The organism is Caulobacter sp. DMC95, from assembly GCF_056313785.1.
The window spans coordinates 389,759-411,122 of record NZ_JBQUZP010000002.1 but is presented as its reverse complement, the minus strand read 5'-3'; the positions used below and the strand labels follow the sequence as shown (position 1 = coordinate 411,122).

Annotated in this window: 20 protein-coding genes and 1 pseudogene; 9 read left to right on the top strand and 12 right to left on the bottom strand. The window is 66.3% G+C overall.

The window, feature by feature from the left end; all coding sequences use genetic code 11:
* Positions 1 to 82: 82 nt before the first annotated feature.
* The 3 genes from ACT53N_RS05885 to ACT53N_RS05875 form a co-directional block, all read right to left on the bottom strand.
* The gene (locus tag ACT53N_RS05885; RefSeq protein WP_476063018.1) at positions 83 to 883 is read right to left on the bottom strand and encodes an SDR family NAD(P)-dependent oxidoreductase; all 801 of its coding nucleotides are present in this window, start codon (positions 881 to 883) and stop codon (positions 83 to 85) included.
* A 163-nt stretch (positions 884 to 1,046) separates the two neighbouring features.
* Entirely contained in the window at positions 1,047 to 1,655 is a 609-nt protein-coding gene (locus ACT53N_RS05880; protein WP_476063017.1) for a flavodoxin family protein, read from the bottom strand.
* Positions 1,656 to 1,804: 149 nt separating this feature from the next.
* Entirely contained in the window at positions 1,805 to 2,227 is a 423-nt protein-coding gene (locus ACT53N_RS05875) for an Rrf2 family transcriptional regulator (RefSeq protein ID WP_310214289.1), read from the bottom strand.
* Between the two features lie 200 nt (positions 2,228 to 2,427).
* Between ACT53N_RS05875 and ACT53N_RS05870 the strand changes: the two genes are divergently transcribed.
* From ACT53N_RS05870 to ACT53N_RS05860, 3 genes are all read left to right on the top strand, one after another.
* On the top strand, positions 2,428 to 4,425 hold the full coding sequence (locus ACT53N_RS05870) for a potassium transporter Kup (RefSeq protein WP_476063016.1): 1,998 nt from the start codon (positions 2,428 to 2,430) through the stop codon (positions 4,423 to 4,425).
* A 3-nt stretch (positions 4,426 to 4,428) separates the two neighbouring features.
* Positions 4,429 to 4,791: a hypothetical protein gene (locus ACT53N_RS05865; RefSeq protein WP_476063015.1), complete on the top strand. Its 363-nt coding sequence runs from the start codon at positions 4,429 to 4,431 to the stop codon at positions 4,789 to 4,791.
* 83 nt (positions 4,792 to 4,874) lie between these two features.
* The gene (locus ACT53N_RS05860; RefSeq protein ID WP_476063014.1) at positions 4,875 to 6,101 is read left to right on the top strand and encodes an argininosuccinate synthase; all 1,227 of its coding nucleotides are present in this window, start codon (positions 4,875 to 4,877) and stop codon (positions 6,099 to 6,101) included.
* A gap of 229 nt (positions 6,102 to 6,330) precedes the next feature.
* Here the strand turns inward: ACT53N_RS05860 and ACT53N_RS05855 are convergent, their stop codons facing one another.
* Positions 6,331 to 6,531, bottom strand: a complete 201-nt coding sequence (locus ACT53N_RS05855; RefSeq protein WP_476063013.1) for a KTSC domain-containing protein — start codon at positions 6,529 to 6,531, stop codon at positions 6,331 to 6,333.
* A 220-nt stretch (positions 6,532 to 6,751) separates the two neighbouring features.
* On the opposite strand from ACT53N_RS05855, the gene ACT53N_RS05850 reads away from it, so the two are divergent.
* The 3 genes from ACT53N_RS05850 to ACT53N_RS05840 all read left to right on the top strand — a co-directional run bounded on the left by ACT53N_RS05850 (position 6,752) and on the right by ACT53N_RS05840 (position 8,518).
* Positions 6,752 to 7,159 (top strand): MAPEG family protein, encoded by a 408-nt coding sequence (locus tag ACT53N_RS05850; RefSeq protein WP_476063012.1) that lies wholly within the window; start codon positions 6,752 to 6,754, stop codon positions 7,157 to 7,159.
* Positions 7,160 to 7,165: 6 nt separating this feature from the next.
* The gene (locus tag ACT53N_RS05845; RefSeq protein WP_476063011.1) at positions 7,166 to 7,834 is read left to right on the top strand and encodes a LysE family translocator; all 669 of its coding nucleotides are present in this window, start codon (positions 7,166 to 7,168) and stop codon (positions 7,832 to 7,834) included.
* 93 nt (positions 7,835 to 7,927) lie between these two features.
* The gene (locus ACT53N_RS05840) at positions 7,928 to 8,518 is read left to right on the top strand and encodes a CC0125/CC1285 family lipoprotein (protein WP_476063010.1); all 591 of its coding nucleotides are present in this window, start codon (positions 7,928 to 7,930) and stop codon (positions 8,516 to 8,518) included.
* 140 nt (positions 8,519 to 8,658) lie between these two features.
* Here ACT53N_RS05840 and ACT53N_RS05835 read toward each other — a convergent pair whose 3' ends face one another.
* Positions 8,659 to 9,441: an SDR family NAD(P)-dependent oxidoreductase gene (locus tag ACT53N_RS05835; RefSeq protein ID WP_096052862.1), complete on the bottom strand. Its 783-nt coding sequence runs from the start codon at positions 9,439 to 9,441 to the stop codon at positions 8,659 to 8,661.
* A gap of 72 nt (positions 9,442 to 9,513) precedes the next feature.
* Here ACT53N_RS05835 and ACT53N_RS05830 point away from each other — a divergent pair, with 72 nt between their 5' ends.
* A complete protein-coding gene (locus ACT53N_RS05830; RefSeq protein ID WP_476063009.1) occupies positions 9,514 to 9,924 on the top strand; it encodes a YkvA family protein in 411 nt (136 codons plus the stop codon).
* A gap of 12 nt (positions 9,925 to 9,936) precedes the next feature.
* Complete coding sequence (locus ACT53N_RS05825; RefSeq protein ID WP_476063008.1) at positions 9,937 to 10,392, top strand: nuclear transport factor 2 family protein; 456 nt, start codon at positions 9,937 to 9,939, stop codon at positions 10,390 to 10,392.
* On the opposite strand, the gene ACT53N_RS05820 is transcribed toward ACT53N_RS05825, so the two are convergent.
* From ACT53N_RS05820 to glmS, 6 genes and pseudogenes are all read right to left on the bottom strand, one after another.
* Positions 10,389 to 10,907: a GNAT family N-acetyltransferase gene (locus tag ACT53N_RS05820; protein WP_476063007.1), complete on the bottom strand. Its 519-nt coding sequence runs from the start codon at positions 10,905 to 10,907 to the stop codon at positions 10,389 to 10,391. The two genes, ACT53N_RS05825 and ACT53N_RS05820, sit on opposite strands and share 4 nt — an antisense overlap.
* Complete coding sequence (locus ACT53N_RS05815) at positions 10,904 to 11,365, bottom strand: SAM-dependent methyltransferase (protein WP_476063006.1); 462 nt, start codon at positions 11,363 to 11,365, stop codon at positions 10,904 to 10,906. Before ACT53N_RS05815 ends, ACT53N_RS05820 begins: the two co-directional genes overlap by 4 nt.
* 62 nt (positions 11,366 to 11,427) lie before the next feature.
* Positions 11,428 to 13,371, bottom strand: a complete 1,944-nt coding sequence (locus ACT53N_RS05810; RefSeq protein ID WP_476063400.1) for an O-linked N-acetylglucosamine transferase, SPINDLY family protein — start codon at positions 13,369 to 13,371, stop codon at positions 11,428 to 11,430.
* 147 nt (positions 13,372 to 13,518) lie between these two features.
* Positions 13,519 to 13,758, bottom strand: a pseudogene (locus tag ACT53N_RS05805) (tetratricopeptide repeat protein); the annotation flags it as partial.
* Positions 13,759 to 13,978: 220 nt separating this feature from the next.
* A complete protein-coding gene (locus ACT53N_RS05800; protein ID WP_476063005.1) occupies positions 13,979 to 14,575 on the bottom strand; it encodes a class I SAM-dependent methyltransferase in 597 nt (198 codons plus the stop codon).
* A gap of 43 nt (positions 14,576 to 14,618) precedes the next feature.
* On the bottom strand, positions 14,619 to 16,439 hold the full coding sequence (gene glmS / locus ACT53N_RS05795; RefSeq protein WP_476063004.1) for a glutamine--fructose-6-phosphate transaminase (isomerizing): 1,821 nt from the start codon (positions 16,437 to 16,439) through the stop codon (positions 14,619 to 14,621).
* A gap of 160 nt (positions 16,440 to 16,599) precedes the next feature.
* On the opposite strand from glmS, the gene glmM reads away from it, so the two are divergent.
* A complete protein-coding gene (glmM, locus tag ACT53N_RS05790; protein ID WP_476063003.1) occupies positions 16,600 to 17,946 on the top strand; it encodes a phosphoglucosamine mutase in 1,347 nt (448 codons plus the stop codon).
* Between the two features lie 20 nt (positions 17,947 to 17,966).
* Here glmM and ACT53N_RS05785 read toward each other — a convergent pair whose 3' ends face one another.
* A complete protein-coding gene (locus tag ACT53N_RS05785; protein WP_476063002.1) occupies positions 17,967 to 21,296 on the bottom strand; it encodes an amidohydrolase family protein in 3,330 nt (1,109 codons plus the stop codon).
* Positions 21,297 to 21,364 lie beyond the last annotated feature (68 nt).

Sequence of the window (21,364 nt, the reverse complement as noted above, 5' to 3'; positions counted from 1 at the left end):
GGGATGTCCGGCTCTTCGGGGTCGAGGCGGGTCTATAGCAGATCAGGCCCGGTTTTCCAAAAGGACAGCCCCAGCCGGAATGTCACACCTTCCTGAACCGGCTTCCCTGGCTGGCCATCAGGGCCAGGGCCCAGTCGTCGGGGACGATCTTGGCGATGGCGGCGATCGCCTTGTTCGGCGCGCCGGGCACGCAGATCGAGCGGTTGGCTTCGGCGGCTTCGTAGCCGGCGGCGGCGACCTCGTCGGCGCCCAGCCACATCCAGTCCGGCACGCCCTGGCTGACCTGGGCGCGGGTGCCGTTGACGTCGTGGAACTCCGAATAGGTGAAGCCCGGGCAAAGCGCGCTGACATGCACCCCGTTGGACAGGTTCTCCAGGTGCAGGCTTTGCGAGAACTTGACCAGAAAGCCCTTGGTGGCCGCGTAGAGCGTGTGGCCCGCCGCGCCGGGAACCAGGCCCGCCAGCGAGGCCACGTTGACGATCCGGCCGAACTTGCGCTCGACCATGCCCGGCAGGACCTTGTGGGTCATCTCGCAGACACTGGTCAGCATCAGTTGCAGGAACTTGGCCTGATCGGCCCAGCTTGTGGCGTCGTAGGTCCCGGGCAGGCCATAGCCGGCGTTGTTGATCAGGGCGTCGACCTCCCGTCCCTGTTCGGCGATCGCCGAGAGCACGGTGTCGACCCCTTCAACCTCGGCGAGGTCGGCCGGAATCGCATAGGCCTCGACGCCCGAGCGCAGCTTGATCTCGGCGGCCAATCCTTCCAGGCGGTCGGCCCGACGCGCGGTCAGCGCCACGTCATAGCCGTGGCTGGCGTAGATGCGGGCGGAGGCGGCCCCGATGCCGGCGGAAGCGCCGGTGATCAGGGCGAGACGACGGGCCATGACGTAGTGATCCGGTGGAAACTTCGCCGGAGTCGAGCACGGCCCGTGATTTGGTTCAAGCAACCCTCCCTGGGCCAAGACGAAAGGGGCGCGCCGGAATGGCGAGGCGCGCCCCTTTCGGATCACGGCCGGGGAGGGCGGCGGCCGTGATGGTGGACGGGCCTTAGGCGGCCTGTTCGAGCCCGCCGCGCGCCGCGCCGGCCGCCCAACGCGCCGCCGCCTTGGCGACACGCTCGCCGAGCAGCCGCGCAGTCTCGCGGTCACCCGCCGGCGGGGTGATCTCCGGCGAGGCGTTGTCCGACTGGGCGGCCAGACCGATGAACGAACCAACGCGGTTGATCGTATCCGGGCCGCGTTCGGCGGCGGTGACGTTCGGCGGGGCCAGGCCCAGGTTGATCCAGTTCATGCCGTGCTGGGCCGCCAGGATGGTCAGGCTGGCCAGCGCATGGGCCTTGTCGCCCGCGAAGCTGTGGGAATTGGTGAACCCGGCCGCCAGCTTGTCCTTCCAGGCGCTGGTGAAGAACGCACTGGAGGTGGCGTCGGCGAACACTTTGAACACGCCCGAGACGTCGCCCATGTAGGTCGGGGCGCCGAAAATGACGGCGTCGGCCTGGGTGATCTGGTCGATCAGCGGCGCAAAATCCTGGCCCGCGCTTTCGATCTTCAGCAGCACAGGCGTCTGTCCGGCGTCACGGACGCCTTCGGCGACCTTCTGGGCCAGAACTTCGGTGTGGCCGTAGCCGGAATGATAGGCGATGGCGACGGTGGCCATGGGTAATCCCTCGCGTTTAGAAACTGAAACGGTAGCGATTACGTAATGGCGCTTGGTTGCAGCGCCAGGCGATCTGCAACAATCTTTGATGCAGTTTTTCGGAGGCCAGGATCAGCGCGGCTGAAAGCCGGGGCTTCAGGCCGTAAGGTCTAGTGAAGTTCGCTCAGAAGATCTGCGACCGTGATCCGGGACAATCGCTCGGCGGCGGCCTGATCCGCCGCGAGGATCGCCGCGCGGACGGCGTCGGGGATCTTCTCACCCACCGGACAACCTTTCACGCCCTTGGGGGCCACGCCCAGATGGGCGCAGCCGTTGACGGCCCGAAGCACGACATCAAGGGTGATGGTCTCGGCGGGCTTGAGCAGCCAGGCGCCGCCGTTGGCGCCGGCGCGGGCGCCGATCAGACCAGCCTTGCCCAGCATGGCGGTGACCCGGCGGACCACGACCGGGTTCGTCGGCACCGAAGCGGCGAGTTCGGCGCTGGCCACGGCGCGATCGGCCGAGAAGGCGGCCTTGTGCGCCAGATAGGCCAGGGCATGGGCCGCGACGGGGAATTTCTGACTGTCCGACATCTCAACCCGGGAACGTAAGGCGACGGTCTGCACGTTCAACCGAAAACTCGCCCGCAGCAGAGGCCTTCAAAGACCGGGAGACCGCATGATGCGACGCAGCGTGACGATTGAACCGGGCGCGGTTTGGGTGTATCGCGCCGCGCTTGATCGCGATATGGGTCGGCCAGCAGCGTTTTGCGAGGGCTCCCCGGAGGGATTACATGGCTTCCGAAGCCCCCCACGACTCCGCGCCCGATTGCGCGCCTGCGTCCTCAGACATCCCCCAACAAGACGGCGCCGCGACCAACGGCCACGGCCATGACCTGAAGGGCCATGGCTTTTTCGCCCTGGCCTTAGGTTCGGTGGGTGTGGTGTTCGGCGACATCGGCACCAGCCCTCTTTACGCCTTCAAGGAAGCCTTGGCGGCGGCGTCCCACGACGGTGTCACCCGGTCCGAAATTTTCGGCGTGGTGTCTCTGGCGCTCTGGGCGATGTTCCTGATCGTGACGATCAAGTACGTCGTCTTCATCATGCGCGCCGACAACAAGGGCGAGGGCGGCGTGCTGTCGCTGATGGCCTTGGCCCAGCACGCCATGGGACGGCGCACCACCCTGGTGTTCGTCCTGGGCGTCGCCGGCGCGGCGTTGTTCTATGGCGACGCGGTGATCACCCCGGCCATGTCGGTGCTGTCGGCCGTCGAGGGCCTTCGCACCATCCCCGCGCTGGAGCATGGCGTGACCAACGAGGTCGTGCTGCTGATCGCCACGGTGATGTTGCTGGGCCTGTTCTTCATCCAGAGCCGAGGCACGGCCTCGGTCGGCAAGCTTTTTGGACCAGTCTGCGCCCTGTGGTTTGGCGTGATGTTCTCGCTGGGCCTGATGAACCTGGCGGGCAACCCCGGCATCCTGATGGCGGTGAACCCGTTCTATGCAGTCAAGTTCCTGGCCGAGCACGGCCTGACCGGCTTCATCGTCCTGGGCGCGGTGTTCCTGACCGTGACCGGCGTCGAGGCCCTGACCGCCGACATGGGTCACTTCGGCCGTTGGCCGATCCAGGCCGCCTGGCTGTTCTTCGTGCTGCCTTGCCTGGCGATGAACTATCTGGGTCAGGGGGCCTTCGCCCTGACCACGCTGCAGACCGCTGAGGCCGCCGGCAAGGCGATGCCCGAGCTGAACTGGTTCTTCGAAATGGCCCCCGAGGCGCTGCGCCTGCCGCTGGTCTTGCTGGCCGGCGCGGCGACGGTCATCGCCAGCCAGGCCGTCATCACCGGCGCGTTCTCGCTGACCCAGCAGGCTATCCAGCTGGGCCTGCTGCCGCGTCTGGACGTGCGCCGGACCTCGGAAACCCAGTCGGGTCAGATCTTCGTGCCGCAGCTCAACACCATGCTGCTGGTCGGCGTTCTGGCCATCATGTTCACCTTCCAGACCTCCTCGGCCCTGGCCCACGCCTATGGCCTGGCCGTAACCGGTACGATGATCGTCACCACCTGCATGGCCTTCATCGTCATGCGGAAGCTGTGGAAGTGGAGCATGCCGATGGCGCTGCTCTTCCTCGTGCCGTTCCTGACCCTGGACATCACCTTCCTCAGCGCCAACGCCCTGCGCTTCTTCTCGGGCGGCTGGCTGCCGGTGCTGATCGGCGCGGCGCTGTTCACGGTGATGGCCACCTGGGTGCGCGGCAGCCAGATCCTGACCGACAAGACCCGTCGCGACAGCCTGCCCGTCGCCGATCTGATGGACATCCTGCGGGCCCGCGCGCCGCACCGCGCCCCGGGCACGGCGATCTTCCTGACATCGGACCCGGACATGACGCCCGTGGCCCTGATGCACAACCTCAAGCACAACAAGGTGCTGCACGAGCGCAACGTCATCCTGACGGTCCGCACCGCCGAGACGCCGCGCGTGGCCGAGGAAGACCGGGTCAAGATCGAGAAGGTCAACGACGACTTCAAGAAGGTCGTGGTCAACTACGGCTTCATGGAAAGCCCGAACATTCCCAAGGCCCTGGCCGTGTGCCGCAAGCAGGGGCTGAAGTTCGACATCATGGCCACCAGCTTCTTCCTGGGGCGCCGCTCGATCGTGCCGTCGGCCAATAGCGGCATGCCGCTGTGGCAGGATCGCCTGTTCATCTACCTGATGAAGAACGCCGCCAACCCGACGGACTTCTTCAAGATCCCGCCCGGCCGCGTGGTCGAGTTGGGCGCCCAGGTGACGGTCTAGGCGATGGAAACGGCCCTGCGGATCATCGGCGACGGTCTGTCGATCGCCGCCCTGACCATCATCGCCACCACCGCCCACGGCGCCTGGAAACGCATCCCCGCCGGCACGAGCGTGCCGATCGTCTGGACCCGCGAGGGCAAGCCCGCGCTTCGGCTCACCAAGGCCGCGGGCCTGCTGTGGATCCCGATCGCGTCCATGGCGATCATCTTCGCCTTCACCCTGTCGGGGACGACGTTCCGGGCGGAGGGGCTGGAAGCGATCATGGTGTTCTGCGTGCGCGCCACCCTCGGCGCCGTGCTGGCCATGGCTCAGCTTTTCCACCTGCGGTCCGTCATCAAGACGTTGCAGGACGAGGGCGTGCTGTAAGCAGCCCTATTAACGCTTGACCCGCGCGGTCTTTCGCCGTTGAAGGCGCGCGACTTTGTGTTTCTCTCCGAAAGGACCCGCTCATGGCCGACAAGTCCGTGAAGAAGGTCGTGCTCGCCTATTCGGGCGGCCTCGACACCTCGATCATCCTGAAGTGGCTGCAGACCGAGTACGGCGCTGAGGTCATCACCTTCACGGCCGACCTGGGCCAGGGCGAAGAGATCGAACCGGCGCGCGCCAAGGCGCTGGCCGCCGGCGTCAAGCCCGAGAACATCTTCATCGAGGACGTCCGCGAAGAGTTCGTCCGCGACTTCGTGTTCCCGATGTTCCGCGCCAACACGGTCTATGAGGGCCAGTACCTGCTGGGCACCTCGATCGCGCGTCCGCTGATCGCCAAGAAGCAGATCGAGATCGCCCGCAAGATGGGCGCCGACGCCGTCAGCCACGGCGCGACTGGCAAGGGCAACGACCAGGTCCGCTTCGAGCTCGGCTACTATGGCCTGGAGCCCGACATCACCGTGATCGCCCCCTGGCGCGAATGGGACTTCAAGTCCCGCGAGGCCCTGCTGGACTTCGCCGAGAAGCACCAGATCCAGATCGCCAAGGACAAGCGCGGCGAGGCGCCGTTCAGCGTCGACGCCAACCTGCTGCACTCCTCGTCCGAGGGTAAGGTGCTGGAGGACCCGGCGGTCGAGCCGCCCGAGTTCGTCCACATGCGCACCATCGCGCCCGAGGACGCGCCGGACAAGCCGACCATCATCACCATCGACTTCGAGAAGGGGGACCCCGTCGCCATCGACGGCGTGGCGATGAGCCCGGCCACCCTGCTGACTAACCTGAACGAGCTGGGTCGCGACAATGGCATCGGCCGCCTCGACCTCGTCGAGAACCGCTTCGTCGGCATGAAGTCGCGCGGCGTCTACGAGACCCCCGGCGGCACCATCCTGCTGGCCGCCCACCGCGGCATCGAGAGCATCACGCTCGATCGCGGCGCGATGCATCTGAAGGACGAGCTAATGCCGAAGTACGCCACGCTGGTGTACAATGGCTTCTGGTTCACGCCCGAGCGCGAGATGCTGCAGGCCGCCATCGACTACAGCCAGCAGAAGGTCACCGGCCGCGTCCGCGTGAAGCTGTACAAGGGCAATGTCACGGTCATCGGCCGCGAGAGCCCCTACAGCCTGTACGATCAGGACCTGGTCACCTTCGAGGAAGGCAAGGTCGCCTACGACCACCGCGACGCTGGCGGCTTCATCAAGCTCAACGCCCTGCGCCTGCGGGTCCTGGCCAAGCGCGACAAGCGCGGCTAGGCGCAGGCTGGAGCCACACGCGATCAAAGGGCGTCGCGAGGGAGGCCTCGCGGCGCCTTTTTCGTTGGCGCGAGCCGAGGGGGGGAATCCTTTGCCCTTGCGAGAGAGGGTGGTCCGAAGGGCCGGGTGAGGGGTCGCATGGCGCTATCCGGACAGGCCTTTAAACCCCTCATCCGTCAGCTACGCTGACACCTTATCCGGCAAGGGGAGAAGGAAATTTCGGCCTGGGCTACACCCGGTTGTACGGATACCGGTCCCGGATCATCCGCTGGAAGAACCGGCCCTTCGAGCGCGAGCGGTAGAACGCCGCGCTGATCCGTTCGGGTACGCCGACATAGACGTATTCGTCGCCGTCGTGGAACGTGACGAACAGCTTGCCGTGTTCGGGGGTGTAGGCGATGTCGGTGATCGCCGTGGATTCCACTCGCATGGCGCACAGCCTCCGCGGATGAGGATCGTCATCGGGAAAAGCGAACGAGCGAGAGCGGGGTTCCAACGGACCCATCGCACGCGCGACGACAGCTATCCCTAACAATTGTTTAACGCGCAAGCCCTTTAGGCCGCACGCCAGGGGATGCCAAGCTGCGCCGAACCCCGCTAGGGTCGCCCCTTAAGCGGCCCAGGAAAGGCCGTCGGGAGGAAACTTACACATGCAGCAATCCCACGCGCTGGTGGCGATCGTCACCCTGGTTTCGTTGCTCGTCTATGTCTGGATGATCTTCAGGATCGGCGGCGCCCGCCGTCGCACCGGCATCGACGCCCCGGCCATGACCGGCGATCCGGAGCTGGAGCGCCATCTGCGGGTGCAGGCGAACACTGTCGAGTGGCTGGTGATCTACCTGCCCTCGCTGTGGCTGTTCGCGATCTACTGGAACGACCTGTTCGCCGCCGCCGCCGGGGTGGTCTGGATCATCGGCCGGATCCTCTACGCCCTGGGCTACGCCGCCGACGCCAGGAAGCGCGAACTGGGCTTCATCATCCAGATGCTGGCCACCGCCGTCCTGCTGTTCGGCGCCTTGGGCAAGGCGATCTACATCTACGCGGTGATTGGAGCCTAGCTTTGCTTGGTGGTCCATGGCGGAGCGGCCTATATCCGCGCCATGGACCACCTGCCCGTCGATCCCGCCCGTTATGGCGCCTTTCTGGTCGCCATGTTCGTGATGGCCATTACGCCTGGGCCCGCCAACCTGTTCGCCATCGCCACGGGCATGGAACGGGGCAAGACCGCAGCCCTGCTGGGTGTCGTTGGCATGAACACGGCCACCCTGGTCTGGTTCGCCTGTTCGGCGCTGGGCCTGGGCGCGCTGATCATCACCTTTCCTGAGGCGTTTCACGTCCTGGCCCTGGCCGGCGCGGCCTATCTCGTCTGGCTGGGCCTCAAATCGCTGTGGGCCGGGATCAAGAACGTCGAAAGCCAAGCCTCGGCGAGCGTTCGCGAGGGCCGCTCGGCCTTTTTCGACGGTTTCATGGTGCAGATCGCCAACCCGAAGATCCTGCTGTTCTTCTCGGCCGTGCTGCCGCCGTTTCTGGACGTCGACCGTCCGCTGGTCCCGCAGCTGATCATGTTCGCCTGCGCCACCATCGGCATGGACCTGATCAGCATGTCCGCCTACGGCGTCGGCGGTGCAGCGCTGTCGAGCCGGATGAACGAACCGGGCTTCCGGCGCGGCTTTGCGATCCTGGTCGGCGTGCTGCTGATCACGGCGGCCGTGCTGATCGTCTCGCGCGGCTAAGTTTCAACCGTGAGGCAAAGCGGCCTTGGCGAAACCACAAAGCCCAGCCAGAGTTGTTCCAATGTCCAAGGACTCCGCGTGAAGGAGCACGTCATGTCGATCAAGAAGGCCGCCCTTGTCACCGCGCTGGTGGTGACTGCGGGTCTCGCCGCCTGCGCCACCCCCACGCCCTACCAGCCCCGCGTCACCTCGGGCGCCGTGACGGGCGGCTTCTCCGAGCAGAAGCTGGAAGGCGACCGCTACCGCATCTCGTTCGCCGGCAATAACCTCACCTCGCGCGAAACCGTGGAGCGCTATCTGCTCTACCGCTCGGCTGAGCTGACGGTGCAGCAAGGCTATGACTGGTTCGAGACCGCCGACCACCGCACGGACCGCACCGCGCGCACCTATGTCGAGCCCGATCCGTTCTCGCGCCCAGGCTTTGGTTTCGGCTACCCGTACGGCTACTGGCGCCCGGCTTGGCGCTACTATGGCCCCGCCTATGGCTGGCGCACCTGGGACCCCTTCTGGGGCGACCCCTTCTTCGCTGATCGCGGCCAGATCCGCACGGTCGAGAAGTTCGAGGCCGGCGCGGAGATCGTGATGCACAAGGGCCAGAAGCCGCAAGGCGATCCGCGCGCCTATGACGCCCGCGAGATCATGGCCAACCTGGCCAGCACGATCGTGCGGCCGGAGGCGAAGTAGGTCGAAAATCCTCTCCCTGAGGGAGAGGTGTCGATCCGAAGGAGCGACGGAGAAGGAAGTTCAGCGGGTCTTCCGCGTCACTTCCCCCTCCGATCGCCTCGCGATCACCTCCCCCGATTGGTGGAGGATTTTTTACGGCCTTACCGCGGCGCCATGCGGATGCCGCCGTCCAGACGGACATCTTCGCCGTTGAAGTAGCCGCAGGTGATCATGGTGACCGCCAGCTGAGCGTACTCTTCCGGATGACCAAGGCGCTTGGGGAACGGCACCGAGGCGGCCAAGCCGGCCTTCACTGCTTCCGGCGCATTGTTCATCAGCGGGGTGTTGAAGATGCCCGGCAGGATGGTGTTGACGCGGATGCCTTCGCTCATCAGGTCGCGGGCGATCGGCAGGGTCATGCCGACGACGCCGCCCTTCGAGGCCGAATAGGCCGCCTGGCCCATCTGGCCGTCCTCGGCCGCCACCGAGGCGGTGTTGACGATCGCGCCGCGCTCGCCGTCTTCCAGCGGCTCGAGGTCCAGCATCCCCTTGGCCGACTTGGCGATGCAGCGGAACGTGCCGACGAGGTTGATCTGGATGATGCGGTCGAAGGCGTCGAGCGGGAAGTGCTTGGTCTCGCCGGTGGCCTTGTCGCGGCTGGCGGTCTTGGCCGCGTTGCCGGTGCCGGCGCAGTTCACGAGGATCCGCTCCTGGCCGTGCGCGGCGCGAGCCTTCTCGAAGCCGGCGTCGACATCGGCGTCGCTGGTGACGTTGACCTTGCAGAACACGCCGCCGATTTCCTTGGCGACCTGCAGGCCGCGCTCTTCGTTCATGTCGAAGAGGGCGACCTTGACGCCTTGGGCGGCCAGGGCGCGGGCGGTGGCTTCGCCGAGGCCCGAAGCGCCCCCGGTGACGACGGCGGCGACGGTGTTGTCGAGTTTCATTGGACGTTTCCCTGCTAGTTCGCGTTTGAAGCGTTCGCGTTTAGGATCGAGTTTGAACAGAGGTTTATCCCGATGAGCGGCGACGCCAAACCGTCCCCCGACGTAAACGTCAACGAGGTTCTGGATCCGGCCAAGGCGCTGGTCCCCGCCACCGTGCGCGTCAACGAGGAGAAGGTCCGCGAGGGCTTCCTGCCCAAGATCCGCAAGGTCGCGGCCAAGATCCCGTTCGCGGCCGACGCCCTGTCGGTCTGGTGGGCCGCGCGCGACCCTGAAACGCCGATGGCGGCCAAGGGCATGATGCTGGCGGGCCTGGCCTATTTCGTCCTGCCGACCGACGCTCTGCCCGATATACTGCCCGTGATCGGCTTCACCGACGACGCGGCGGTGATCGCGGCCTTGATGGCCATCCTCGGAAAGACCCTCAAGCCACGCCACAAGGAAGCCGCCCAGGCGTTCCTCGATCGGCTTTCCGACGACACCTGACCCGGATCATCCATGCTGCTCACCGCTCTGCTGCTCGCCGCCGCCGCTGTTTCGGCCCCGCCGGGCGATCCGGAGGACAAGGCCGTCCTCGCCGCGACCCAGATCTTCTTCGACGGCCTGGAAGCCGGCGATCCCGCCGCCATGCGCGCTGCAGCGCTGCCGAACATCCCGATGATGGCCGTCACGACCAAGCCGGACGGTTCGATCGACCTGCGACGCTTCGGGTTCGAGGATAGCTTCGGAAAGAAGGTGGCGCCGGGCCTCAAGGAATGGATGTGGTCACCGGTCGTCTACCGGCGCGGTGCGCTGGCGACCGTCACGGGGCCCTTCGAGATCACCCGCGACGGCAAGACCGTCCATTGCGGCGTCAACATTTTCACCCTCGCCAAGGCCGAGGGCGCCTGGAAGGTCGCCAGCGTCAGCTGGACGGCGGAACCTGACGCCTGCCCGGAACTGCGAAAACGCTAGCCGACCCGGAAGGTCAACACGGTCCCGTCCCAGCGGGCGTCGTGGCGGTCTTCCTCGACAACGTCGCGGACGCCAGGATAGGTCTCGACCGCGCGACGCCAGAAGACCCGCGCGCCGACGTTACGGCGGACCGTCGCCGCCTCCCAGACGCCCCAGGCCGAGGCGAACAGCGCATGGGCGGCGGTCAGACCCACCCCGCGCCGGCGATGCTTGCGGACCACAAAGAATTCGGCCACCGCGCGGTCGATCGGCGTGTCGCCATGGGCGACCGCATTGACCAGGGCGAAGCCGACCGGCAGGCCGTTGATCCGGAAGAGCCAGGCCTCGCGGGTCGGGTCGCGCCAGTAGGTCTCAAGCCCGGGATAGTCCGAATAGCGACCGTCCGGGCCCAGCTCTCCTTCGACCTCTCGGTCGAACCACAGTTCCGAGAAGTCGTGGATGTAGAGCTGCATCAGGTTGGCGACGATCGTCGTCTCGTCGGCGCGGGCCCGGTCGACGACGAGGCTGCGGCTCACCAGTAGTTTTCCATGATGGCCTTGGCCCAGTCGGGCTCGCGGACCGCGCCGCGCGGCGCAAAGCCGCTCATCACCGGCTTGATGTCGAGCACTGGGGTGCCGTCGATCGCGTCCAGCCCGCGCACCTCCAGCACACGGCCCGCGACTGAAACGATCTCGCAGACCGTGACGCCGATCCGGTTGGGCCGGTTCTTGCCGCGCTGGGCGAAGATGCCGATGCGCGGCCAATCGGTATTGCCGCGCGGATGGCGCGCACCAGTGACGATCTGGTCCTCGCCGACCTTGTCGAACACATAGACGACCTCGGCGTGGCTAAAAGTGTCCAAGCCCATCAGGGCCTCGTCGTCGAAGCGCGCGGGATCCAGGACAATCCGCGCGCGGCTGCCGCCCCAGTCGTCGTCTTCCGGAGCCTTCCGGCCACCTTCGACCTGACCGATAGGTGTCACGACGAAAGACATCTGATCCCCCACAAACGTCTGCGCAGACAGTTTCGCGCCAGACCATCCTGCGGACAAGGGCGTCAGGACCGCCCGTTTGCTTCGGCTTCCCGCCACATACCCCACAAGGCGTCCCCAAAGGAGCGGGCAAAGCGCTGTGTGTCGAACAGGGGCGTGGTGAGCACTCGGTCGCGTAGGTCCTTCCGCAAGCGGGCCAGGCGCTCCGGGTCCGAGGCCAGGGCCACGGCCTTCTCGACGTAGTCGTCTGGATCCTGCGCGATCAACTCCAAGAGCCCCGCATTGGTCGCGATCGATTCACCCAGGCGCGACAGAAAACGGTCGCCGCGGAGAGTGATAACCGGCGCCCCCATCCACAGAGCGTCCACCGAGGTGGTGCCGCCCGGATAGGGGAAAGTGTCTAGCACCAGATCAATCTGATTATAGGTTTCAAAATAGGCCGCCCGGGGCGCCGAGCCCTGTAGCACAAGGCGTTCGGACGAAACCCCGCGCCCCTCGAACCATCCCTTGACCTTGCTGACGATCATGGGGTCGGCGAACTGCGCAGACTTGAGCAGCAACCGCGACGCCGGAACGCGACGCAGAACTGCGCCCCACACGTCGACCACGGCGTCGTTGATCTTGGCCAAGTTCCCTAAGCATCCAAACGTCATGCCGTCGGAAGCGCGCGATGACTCGCGCCTAACGCCGCAATCTGGCGGCGCCATGCAAAGCCAAGTGTCGGCCAGCGTCCAGACCCGCTCGGTGAAGTGATGGTGCTCGTGCGCTGGCGACATGTGCGGATCGCCAATGAAGAAGTCCATCTCAGGCAGGCCCGTGGTGGCGAAATAGCCAAGCCATGAGGCCTGCACCGGCGCGGGTCGATACGCAAAAACCGGCAAGCGATTGTGCGCGGTGTGGCCCGACAGGTCGAGCAGGACATGGATCCCCGCCGCATGGATTGTCGCCGCCGCGGCGGCGTCATCGAGGCCGCTGATAGGAATCCACTGGTTGAGGCGGTCTTTCAGGCGGGCGGACAGGTCGTCTTCACGCCCCTGCGTCGGAAAGGCCAGCAGCGTGAACTGCTCGGGGTCCAGATGACGCACAACCGCTTCAAGAAAGTAACCGACAGGGTGGTTGCGAAGGTCGCCCGACACCAAGCCGATGCGCAGCCGAGTGGGCGAAGGCTTCGTCCGCCACTGTGTGAACTTCGGCGTTGCGCCCGCCGACACCTGAGCTCCATACCGCTTGGCCTCAGCCAGCGCTTCGCCGGGCGGAAGTGAGGCGATATAATTCAATCCAAACAATAGGTTGCTGTGCGCCGCCGTATAGTCGGGCCGCAGACGCAAAGCCTGCCTGTAGCTGGCCTCAGCGTCCGCCAGACGACCTAGATCGTTCAGGGTCACACCGAGATTATTGTGAGCCTCGGCGCACGTCGGATCAAGCCGGATCGCCGCCTGATAGCAGGCTTCCGCCTCGCTCAGCCGCCCTTGCTTGTAGAGCGCCGCGCCAAGATTGTTGAGAGCGTCGACGCTTTCAGGATCAAGGCGTGCGGCTTCGCGGAACTGGGCTTCGGCTTCTGGGAACCGCCCCTGCGACAACAGTACAGCGCCAAGGCCGTTATAGGCGTCGCTGTAGTCAGGTTTCAGCGCTAGGGCTTGTCGATAGCTTCGTTCAGCCTCGCTAAGACGTCCCATCGCCTTGAGCGAGGCGGCGACCGAGAAGTGAGCCTGCACAAGCGCGCCGTCTAGCCGGAGCGCCTCCAGACCACTGGCCTCAGCCTCCGAGAAACGTCCCAGATGATTGAGAGCGACGGCCAGGTTTGCGTGCGCCGCCGCATCGGTTGGAGCAAGCGCCACACCACGCTGCTTGGCTGCCAAGGCTTCGGGTTTGCGCCCCTGCTTTTGATAGATCGCGCCAAGAACCTTCCAAGCGAGCGGGTGCGCTGGAAATCTCGTGGCAAGGTCGCCGGCTAACGACTCCGCCTCAGCGAGGTCGCCGGCGCCATAAGCGGCGACCAAGGCTTCCATACGGTCTTGTGATGGCTCAACAGCCGACCGGTTCCGCTCCAGCGTTTCAACCAGGGGCTCAACCAAAGGCCCGGAAAGCCCTAGCGCTCGCCCCTGCGCCAAAATCGATTCGGCTTCGGTAAACAGACTCGCGCCGATCAGACCTTCAACATAGCTCAGCCAGAACCGCCCCTCTTGGGGGCGCGCCTCCAAGGCGCGCTTCAGAAGAGGCAGCGCCTCGGCCGGGCGGCCCACGCCAAGGGCGAGTTGACCCAGATTATGATTGGCGTCCGGTTGGTCAGGCGAGACCGCCAGGATCGCGCGATACAACCGCTCAGCCTCGGGCAGTCGACCAGCTTGGTGCGCGTCAACAGCCTGTCGCAAAGCTTGTTCGAGCGTGAGCTCCATAATCCCGCGAGCCTCTACCTAAGCGCCCTGGGCCAAGACGCGCCGGTCACCCGGCCCACGCCCAAACCTCGCCGACAATATGTCAAGGCACGAGGCGTTCGGCGCGCCAGCGAGCGCCGCAGGAGGTAGCTCCGCTTGAACCCATCTCCGCGCATGTGTCCGGAGACACAGGCGGAGGCTTTTAAAATCACCCGGAGCCGCCACGTACGTTGCGGCGGCCCTACGGAAAGTAAAGCTTCGCCATTTCGACCAATTCGACCTCACTTCTCTCGCTACACGAGGCGAGCATCCAAAGGTCGTATGCGGCCTTTCGCTGCACTCCCGCGCGGGCAGGAAATCCTGCCTGCTTCAGAAGCTGATCAAGCACCTTGTATGTGAAGCCGCACCTATGCGCCATGTAGAGGTTCCCAGCAGCGAGGGCGCTGCGGTGACCATAGAGAATATCAATGGCCGCGATTGGCCCTGCCGGCGATGTATAAAGCGGGTCGACTAGCCTATCGTCAGCAACGGCTTCACAAACGGACTGAAGATCAGGACAGGTGAGGATGAGAAAGCCATCCGCTCTCAAAACCCGCCTGAACTCGGCCAGGGCTACTGGCACCTCAAATGGGTAAAGGTGCTCGATGTTGTGGCTCGAGAAGAGGGCGTCCATCGACTCGGACGCCACAGCGCTCATGTCGGTCAGGCTGCCGACAATATCCGGCGAAACGCGCGGATCGATGTCCAGCCTAATCTCTGACCAGGCGTCTCCGGAGAAACCCTTCAGATCGCGTTTGCTGGTCGGCCCGCAGCCAACGTGAAGAAAAGTCTGCGTCATTGGCCTTGCTTAATCTTGAGCAGGGAAGTTGCCTAGATACCCCCTACTCCACGGTCACTGACTTAGCGAGGTTGCGGGGCTGGTCGACGTCCGCGCCCTTCACCACGGCGACGTGGTAGGCCAGGAGCTGGATGGGGGCGGACATAACCAGGGTCGATACCAGAGGATCGCTGGCGGGGGCGGTGACCACCACCTTGGCGCCGGCCGGCGCGTGCTTCACGCCTTCGGTGTCGGTGATGAAGATCACCTGGCCGCCGCGCGCCATCACCTCGCTCATGTTCGAGGCCGACTTCTCGAAATAGCTGTCGTGCGGCGCCAGGATGACGATCGGCGTCTGGTCGTCGACGAGGGCGATCGGGCCGTGCTTCAGCTCGCCGGCGGCGTAGCCCTCGGCGTGGATGTAGCTGATTTCCTTGAGCTTCAGCGCGCCTTCCAGGGCCAGGGCCGACATCGGGCCGCGACCCAGATAGAGCACGTCGCGGGCCTTGGCGACGTCGGCGGCGATCTCCTTGATGGCGTCTTCCAGGCCGATGGCCTCGGCGATCAGTCGCGGGGCTTCCAGCAGCACCTTGACGAGGCGCTGCTCCTCGGCGGCGTCGATGGTCGCGCGCGCCTTGGCGGCGGCGATGGCCAGGGCGATCATCACGCTGACCTGGGCCGTGAAGGCCTTGGTCGAGGCGACGCCGATCTCCGGCCCGCAGTGGATCGGCCAGACCACGTCGACCTCGCGGGCCATGGTCGACTCGGTGGCGTTGACGACCACCGCGCTCTTCATGCCCTTGGCCTTGCAGTAGCGCAGCGCCGCCAGGGTGTCCGCGGTCTCGCCCGACTGCGACATGGCCACGACCAGCGAACCCGGCCGCAGGGCCGGGGTGCGATAGCGGAACTCCGAGGCGATCTCGACGTCGACCGGCAGGTCGGCCAGCTGCTCGATCAGATACTTGCCGACGACGCCGGCGATGTAGGAGGTGCCGCAGGCGACGATCTGGATGCGTTCGAGCTTGGCGAAGTCGATGTCGCCCGGGACCGAGGCCCGCGAGGTCAGGGTGTCGACATAGGCCGCGATCGTCCGCTGGCAGCCTTCGGGCTGATCATGGATCTCCTTCTCCATGAAGTGCCGGTAGTTGCCCTTTTCCAACATCACCGACGAGGTCGGGACCACACGAACCGGCCGATCGACCGGCGCGCCCGAGGCGTCGAAGATGCGGCGGCTGTCGTGGTCGAGGGCCACGTAGTCGCCCTCCTCCAGATAGATCACCCGGTTGGTGAACGGGCCAACGGCCAGGGCGTCCGAGCCCAGGAACATCTCGCCCTGGCCTTCGCCGACCACCAGGGGGCTGCCGCGGCGGGCGCCGAGGATCAGGTCCGCCTCGCCCTGGATCAGCACCGCGAGCGCATAGGCGCCGGTCAGGCGGTCCAGCGTGGCCTTGAAGGCGTCGAGGGGGGCGAGACCCGTCGCCAGCTCAGCGTCGATCAGCTGGGCGATGACCTCGGTGTCGGTGTCGCTCTCGAACGTCCGGCCGGCGGCGGAAAGCTCGGCCTTCAGCTCGGCGAAGTTTTCGATGATGCCGTTGTGCACCAGGGTGACACGGCCGGCGGTGTGCGGGTGGGCGTTGCGCACGTTCGGCGCGCCGTGGGTGGCCCAGCGGGTGTGGCCGATGCCGGTGGTGGCCGTCAGGGGTTCATCAGCCAGAACGGCCTCAAGGGCCTTGATCTTGCCCTGGGCCCGGCGGCGCTGGACCGTTCCGTCGACTACGCCCGCGACACCGGCGGAGTCATAGCCGCGATATTCCAGCCTCTTGAGGCTCTCGATCAGCCGGTCGGCGACGGGTTCTCTTCCGACGATGCCGATAATGCCGCACATGGGCCATGATCCCTTGTAGAACGCGCCGACAGGCTTATGCCTACCGACACGCGAATTTACGTGAGGCGCTTTAGCACTGGCTAAAGACCGCATCGCATAAATCTGCATTTCGGATCGTTTCGCGTCCGAAGCACGGCCCTAGAGAGACGACAGCACGACCATGAGCAAGCGCGCCTATTTCGGCACCGACGGCATCCGGGGCCAGGCCAACAAGCATCCGATGACGGCCGAGGTGGCCCTGCGCGTCGGTCTGGCGGCCGGCAAGCTGTTCCGGTCGCAGGACGAGCGCCGCCATCTGGTGGTGATCGGCAAGGACACGCGCCTGTCGGGCTACATGATCGAGCCCGCCCTGGTGGCCGGCCTGACCAGCGTGGGCCTGGACGTGCGCCTGTTCGGCCCGCTGCCGACGCCGGCGGTGGCGATGATGACCCGCTCGATGCGCGCCGATCTCGGCATCATGATTTCGGCCAGCCACAACAGCTTCGCCGACAACGGCATCAAGCTGTTCGGCCCCGACGGCTACAAGCTGTCGGACGCCCAGGAGCTGGGCATCGAGGCGCTGATGGACCAGGGCCTGCAGGAAGGTCTGGCCGCCCCGCGCGAGCTAGGCCGCGTCAAGCGGATCGACGACGCCCAAGCCCGCTATGTCGAGATCGTCAAGGCGACCTTCCCGCGCCACCTGAACCTGTCGGGCCTGCGCATCGTCATCGATTGCGCCAATGGCGCGGCCTACAAGGTCGCCCCCACCGCCCTCTACGAGCTGGGCGCGGAGGTTATCACGCTGGGTGTCTCGCCGGACGGCACGAACATCAATGAGGAGTGCGGCTCGACCCATCCTGAGGCCATGGCCAAGATGGTGCGCGAATATCGCGCCGACATCGGCATCGCCCTCGACGGCGACGCCGACCGTCTGGTGATCTGCGATGAGAAGGGCGTAGTCGTCGACGGCGACCAGATCATGGCGATTATCGCTGGCGCCTTCGCCAAGGCCGGCGCCCTGAAGGGCGGCGGCGTCGTGGCCACGGTCATGTCGAATCTTGGCCTCGAGCGCCAGTTGAACGGCCTGGGCCTGTCGCTCGAGCGCACCGCCGTGGGCGACCGCTATGTCATGCAGCGCATGCGCGAAGGCGGCTTCAATGTGGGCGGCGAGCAGTCGGGCCACCTGATCCTGTCAGACTTCTCGACCACGGGCGACGGCCTGATCGCGGCCCTGCAGGTGCTGGCTGTCATGGTCGAGACCGACAAGCCGATGAGCGCCCTGGGCCGTCAGTTCGAGCCGGTGCCGCAGCTCCTGGAAAATGTCCGCTTCGCCGGCGGCAAGCCGCTGGAAGCCCAGGCCGTCAAGGACGCCATCGCCGACGGCGAGAGCCAGCTGAACGGCGCTGGACGTATCGTGGTCCGCGCCTCGGGCACCGAGCCCCTGATCCGTATCATGGCCGAAGGCGACGACCCCGCCCTTGTGAAGAAGGTCGTCAAGTCGATCGCCTCGGCGGTGAAGGCGGCTTAAAAGCCGCCTCTCCTTTTCCCCTACCCCACGTCGTCAGTGTGGTCCGAGCCACCCTGGCCGCCGCTCCAGGCTTCGCCCGCGCGCTCCCACCAGTAGGGCTGGCGGACGCGCTGGCCAGTGACGGTCTCGTTCAGGGTCGCCGGATCATAGAGTCGGCCGCCCAGCATCACGCGGTGCAGCTTGTCGCTGTTGCGGATGTCGGCGGTCGGGTCGGCGTCCAGCACCAGAAGGTCGGCCAGCTTGCCGACCTCCAGCGAACCCACATCCTTGGCGTAGCCCAGCGAGCGGGCGGCGTTGATCGTGCCGGCCGCCAGGGCCTCGACGGGGCTCCAGCCGCCGCGCGCGAACGACCACATCTCCCAGTGCGAGCCGAGGCCCGCCTGCTGGCCGTGGGCGCCGATCGACACCTGCACGCCGCGATCGGCCAGCTTCTTGGCCTCGCGCGCGGCGGCACCGTCGACATAGTCTTCCTCGGGCGCGGCCTGGCGGCGCGCGTTCTGGGCGGCCAGCAGCGCCGGCGGCGCGTGCTTGGACAGCAGTGGGTGGGTCCAGACGTCCATGTGCTGACGCCAGTAGGGATCGCCGGCCGGACCGCCATAGGCCACCACCAGGGTGGGGGTGTAGTTGGTCTTGGTCTGCGACCACAGGCTGACGATGTCGTCATAGAAGCGATCCACGGGCACGTTGTGCTCGACGGTGGCGTTGCCGTCCTGGATCAGGGTCACGTCCAGAGTGTAGAGCGACCCGCCCTCGGGCACGACCTCCATGTTTTCCTTCTGGGCCGCGACGACCACCATCTGTCGCTGATCGCGGCGAGGCTGGTTGTAGTTCTTGACGCTGTGCGCGCCCTGAGCCTTCAGGCGGCGGACATGGGCCAGGGCGTCGTCCAGGCTGTTGATCTCGGCATAGACCTCGGCCGCCTTGGCCCCATAGATGATCTCGCCGGTCGAGAAGGTGCGCGGAGCCAGGATCTTGCCCGCGCGCTGCAGCTCCGCCGCCGCGAAGATCATCGACGCCTGCGACGAGGGGTCGTGGATCGTCGTCGTGCCCAGGGCTAGGTTGGCCATGGCCGACCAGTTCTGCTGCGGGATCAGGTCGTTGCTGCCCTGCGGCCCGTGGGCGTGAGCGTCGACGAGGCCGGGGATGATGGTCTTGCCCGTCACGTCGACCACCTTGGCGTCGGCCGGAACCGGCGTGCTGGCCTTGGGCCCGACCGCGACGATGCGGTCGCCCTTGATCACGATCACCGCGTTGTCGATGATCCCGCCGGCCTTATCGGCCATGGTCACGACCCGTGCGCCGGTCAGGGCGACGACGCCGGTCGGCTTGTCGGCGGCGACCTCCATCGACAGCGACAGCCCTGTCTTCACCGGCTTGAACTTGCCGTCGTCCTTGCTGGCCCCGTCGGCGGCCGGGGCGCTGGCGTAGAGCGCCTCGGTCTCGGCGGTGAACAGGGTCGGCCCCATGCTCCAGTGGACCTGCTTGCCGTCCTTCGACCAGTGGATGAACTCCGCGCCCTCGGCGCTGACCCGCGTCACCGGCAGCGGCCCGCCTTTCTGGTCGACCGAAACCTCCTGGGTTCCGGGCATCAGCGGCATGACGAAGGCTTCGTAGTTCTGGCGGAAGGCGAGGTTCCGGCCGTCCGGCGAGACCTTGTAGTCATTGACCATGTCGCCGCTCGCGTGGACCCGCTTGGCCTGGCCGTTCAGGTCGGTGCTGACCAGCTGGCGCTTGTCCCCGCTCGACATCAGCATGAACACGCGATCATTGGCGGCGCCGAACTGGGGCTCCGAACCGCTGCGCGAGACACGCACCGGCGTCCCGCCCGAGGCGGCGACACGATAGATACCAGGGTCCGCCGACCAGCGCCCGGACGTCAGGCCGCCGCCGCGACGGCGCTCGAACACGATGGTCTTGCCGTCCGGCGAGAAGCGCGGCGCGCCATAGTGGCCCGGCTGGGCGATCACGTCCTTGGCCGCGCCGCCGCTGGCGGCCACAGTGCGCAGGCGACCCAGCCCCGCGTCGGTCCAGCTGACGAACACGATCGTGCGGCCGTCGCGCGACCACGACGGATAGAGCTCGAAGGCGTCTTCGTCGCCGCTGACCAGACGACGGGCCTCGCCGCCGGCCGTCGACTTGATCCACAACTTGCCCAGGGTCTCGAACACCACCGACTTGCCGTCGGGCGACACGCTGGCCCAGCGCGGCATCTTGGTGGTGAAGCGCTCCGGCGCGACCGCGACCTCGGGATGAAGGGCGTCGATCACCACGCGGGTGTCGTCGATCTTGAACGGGATCACGCCGGACGCGCCGTCCGCCACGTTCACCCGCCGGATCTTGCCGCCCGCCCAGAACACCACGGACGCGCCATCAGGCGTCCAGGCCATGTTCGGATAGACGCCGGTCACGGCCCAGGTCTCCTGCACGTCCTGATCCAGCGCGTCGTAGATCTTGCGCTCCTCGCCTGAGACGAGGTCCTTCACATAGAGCTTGGACTTGGTCCGCTCGCGGCGGACGAAGGCGATCTTCTTGCCGTCTGGCGAGGGCGTCGGCCGCACCGAACCGCCCAGGCCCGAGACGGCGGTCGTGACCTCGCCGGTCTCCAGGTCGTAGCGCTCGATGTCGAACAGGGCGGTGTTGGAGTCCTGCGCGTACTCGAAAATCGGGCCGGGGGTGACGTTGCGGGTGTAGAAGACGCTCTTGCCGTCGGCCGCATAGATCGGCTCGCCCAGCTCCTTCTGCAGCTGCTCGCTGGCGCGCTTGACCAGCTGCACGCCGCCGCCGCCCGAGACGTGATAGACCCACACCTCGCCGGTCCCCAGCGAGCGACCGGTGGTGAAGTGCTTCTTGGCGACGATGAAGCGGCCGTCTGGGCTCCAGCTGGGCTGGTTGAGCAGACGGAAGTCCTCCTTGGTCACCTGGCGCTTGTCGCTTCCATCCAGGTTCATCACCCAGATGTTGTCGCCGCCGCCGCGGTCGGAGGTGAAGGCGATGCGCTTGCCGTCCGGCGAGAAGCGCGGCTGCTGGTCATAGGCCAGGCCCTCGGCGATGCGCGTCGGCGTCCCGCCCGCGATCGGCATGGTGTAGATGTCGCCCAGGATGTCGAAGGCGATCAGCTTGCCGTCGCGCGAGACGTCGACATTCATCCAGGTGCCGTTGTCGACGCTGATGCGCACCTCGCGGGTCGCCACGCCGGGCGGGGCGTTGACGTTCCACTTCTCAGGCTTGTCGGGCTTGGCGGCGCTTGCCGCCGGCGCGCTGGCCGGCGCGGTTTGCGCCAGCGCCTGATGGGCCAAGGCCGAGCCCGACATCAACAACAAGGCGGCCAGCGCCGTCAGCCGACGATCCATTTGATTTCCCCCGAACACCTGATGGGCACGATTTGGCCGCGACCCTAGGGGGGAAGCTGCGCGGTGTC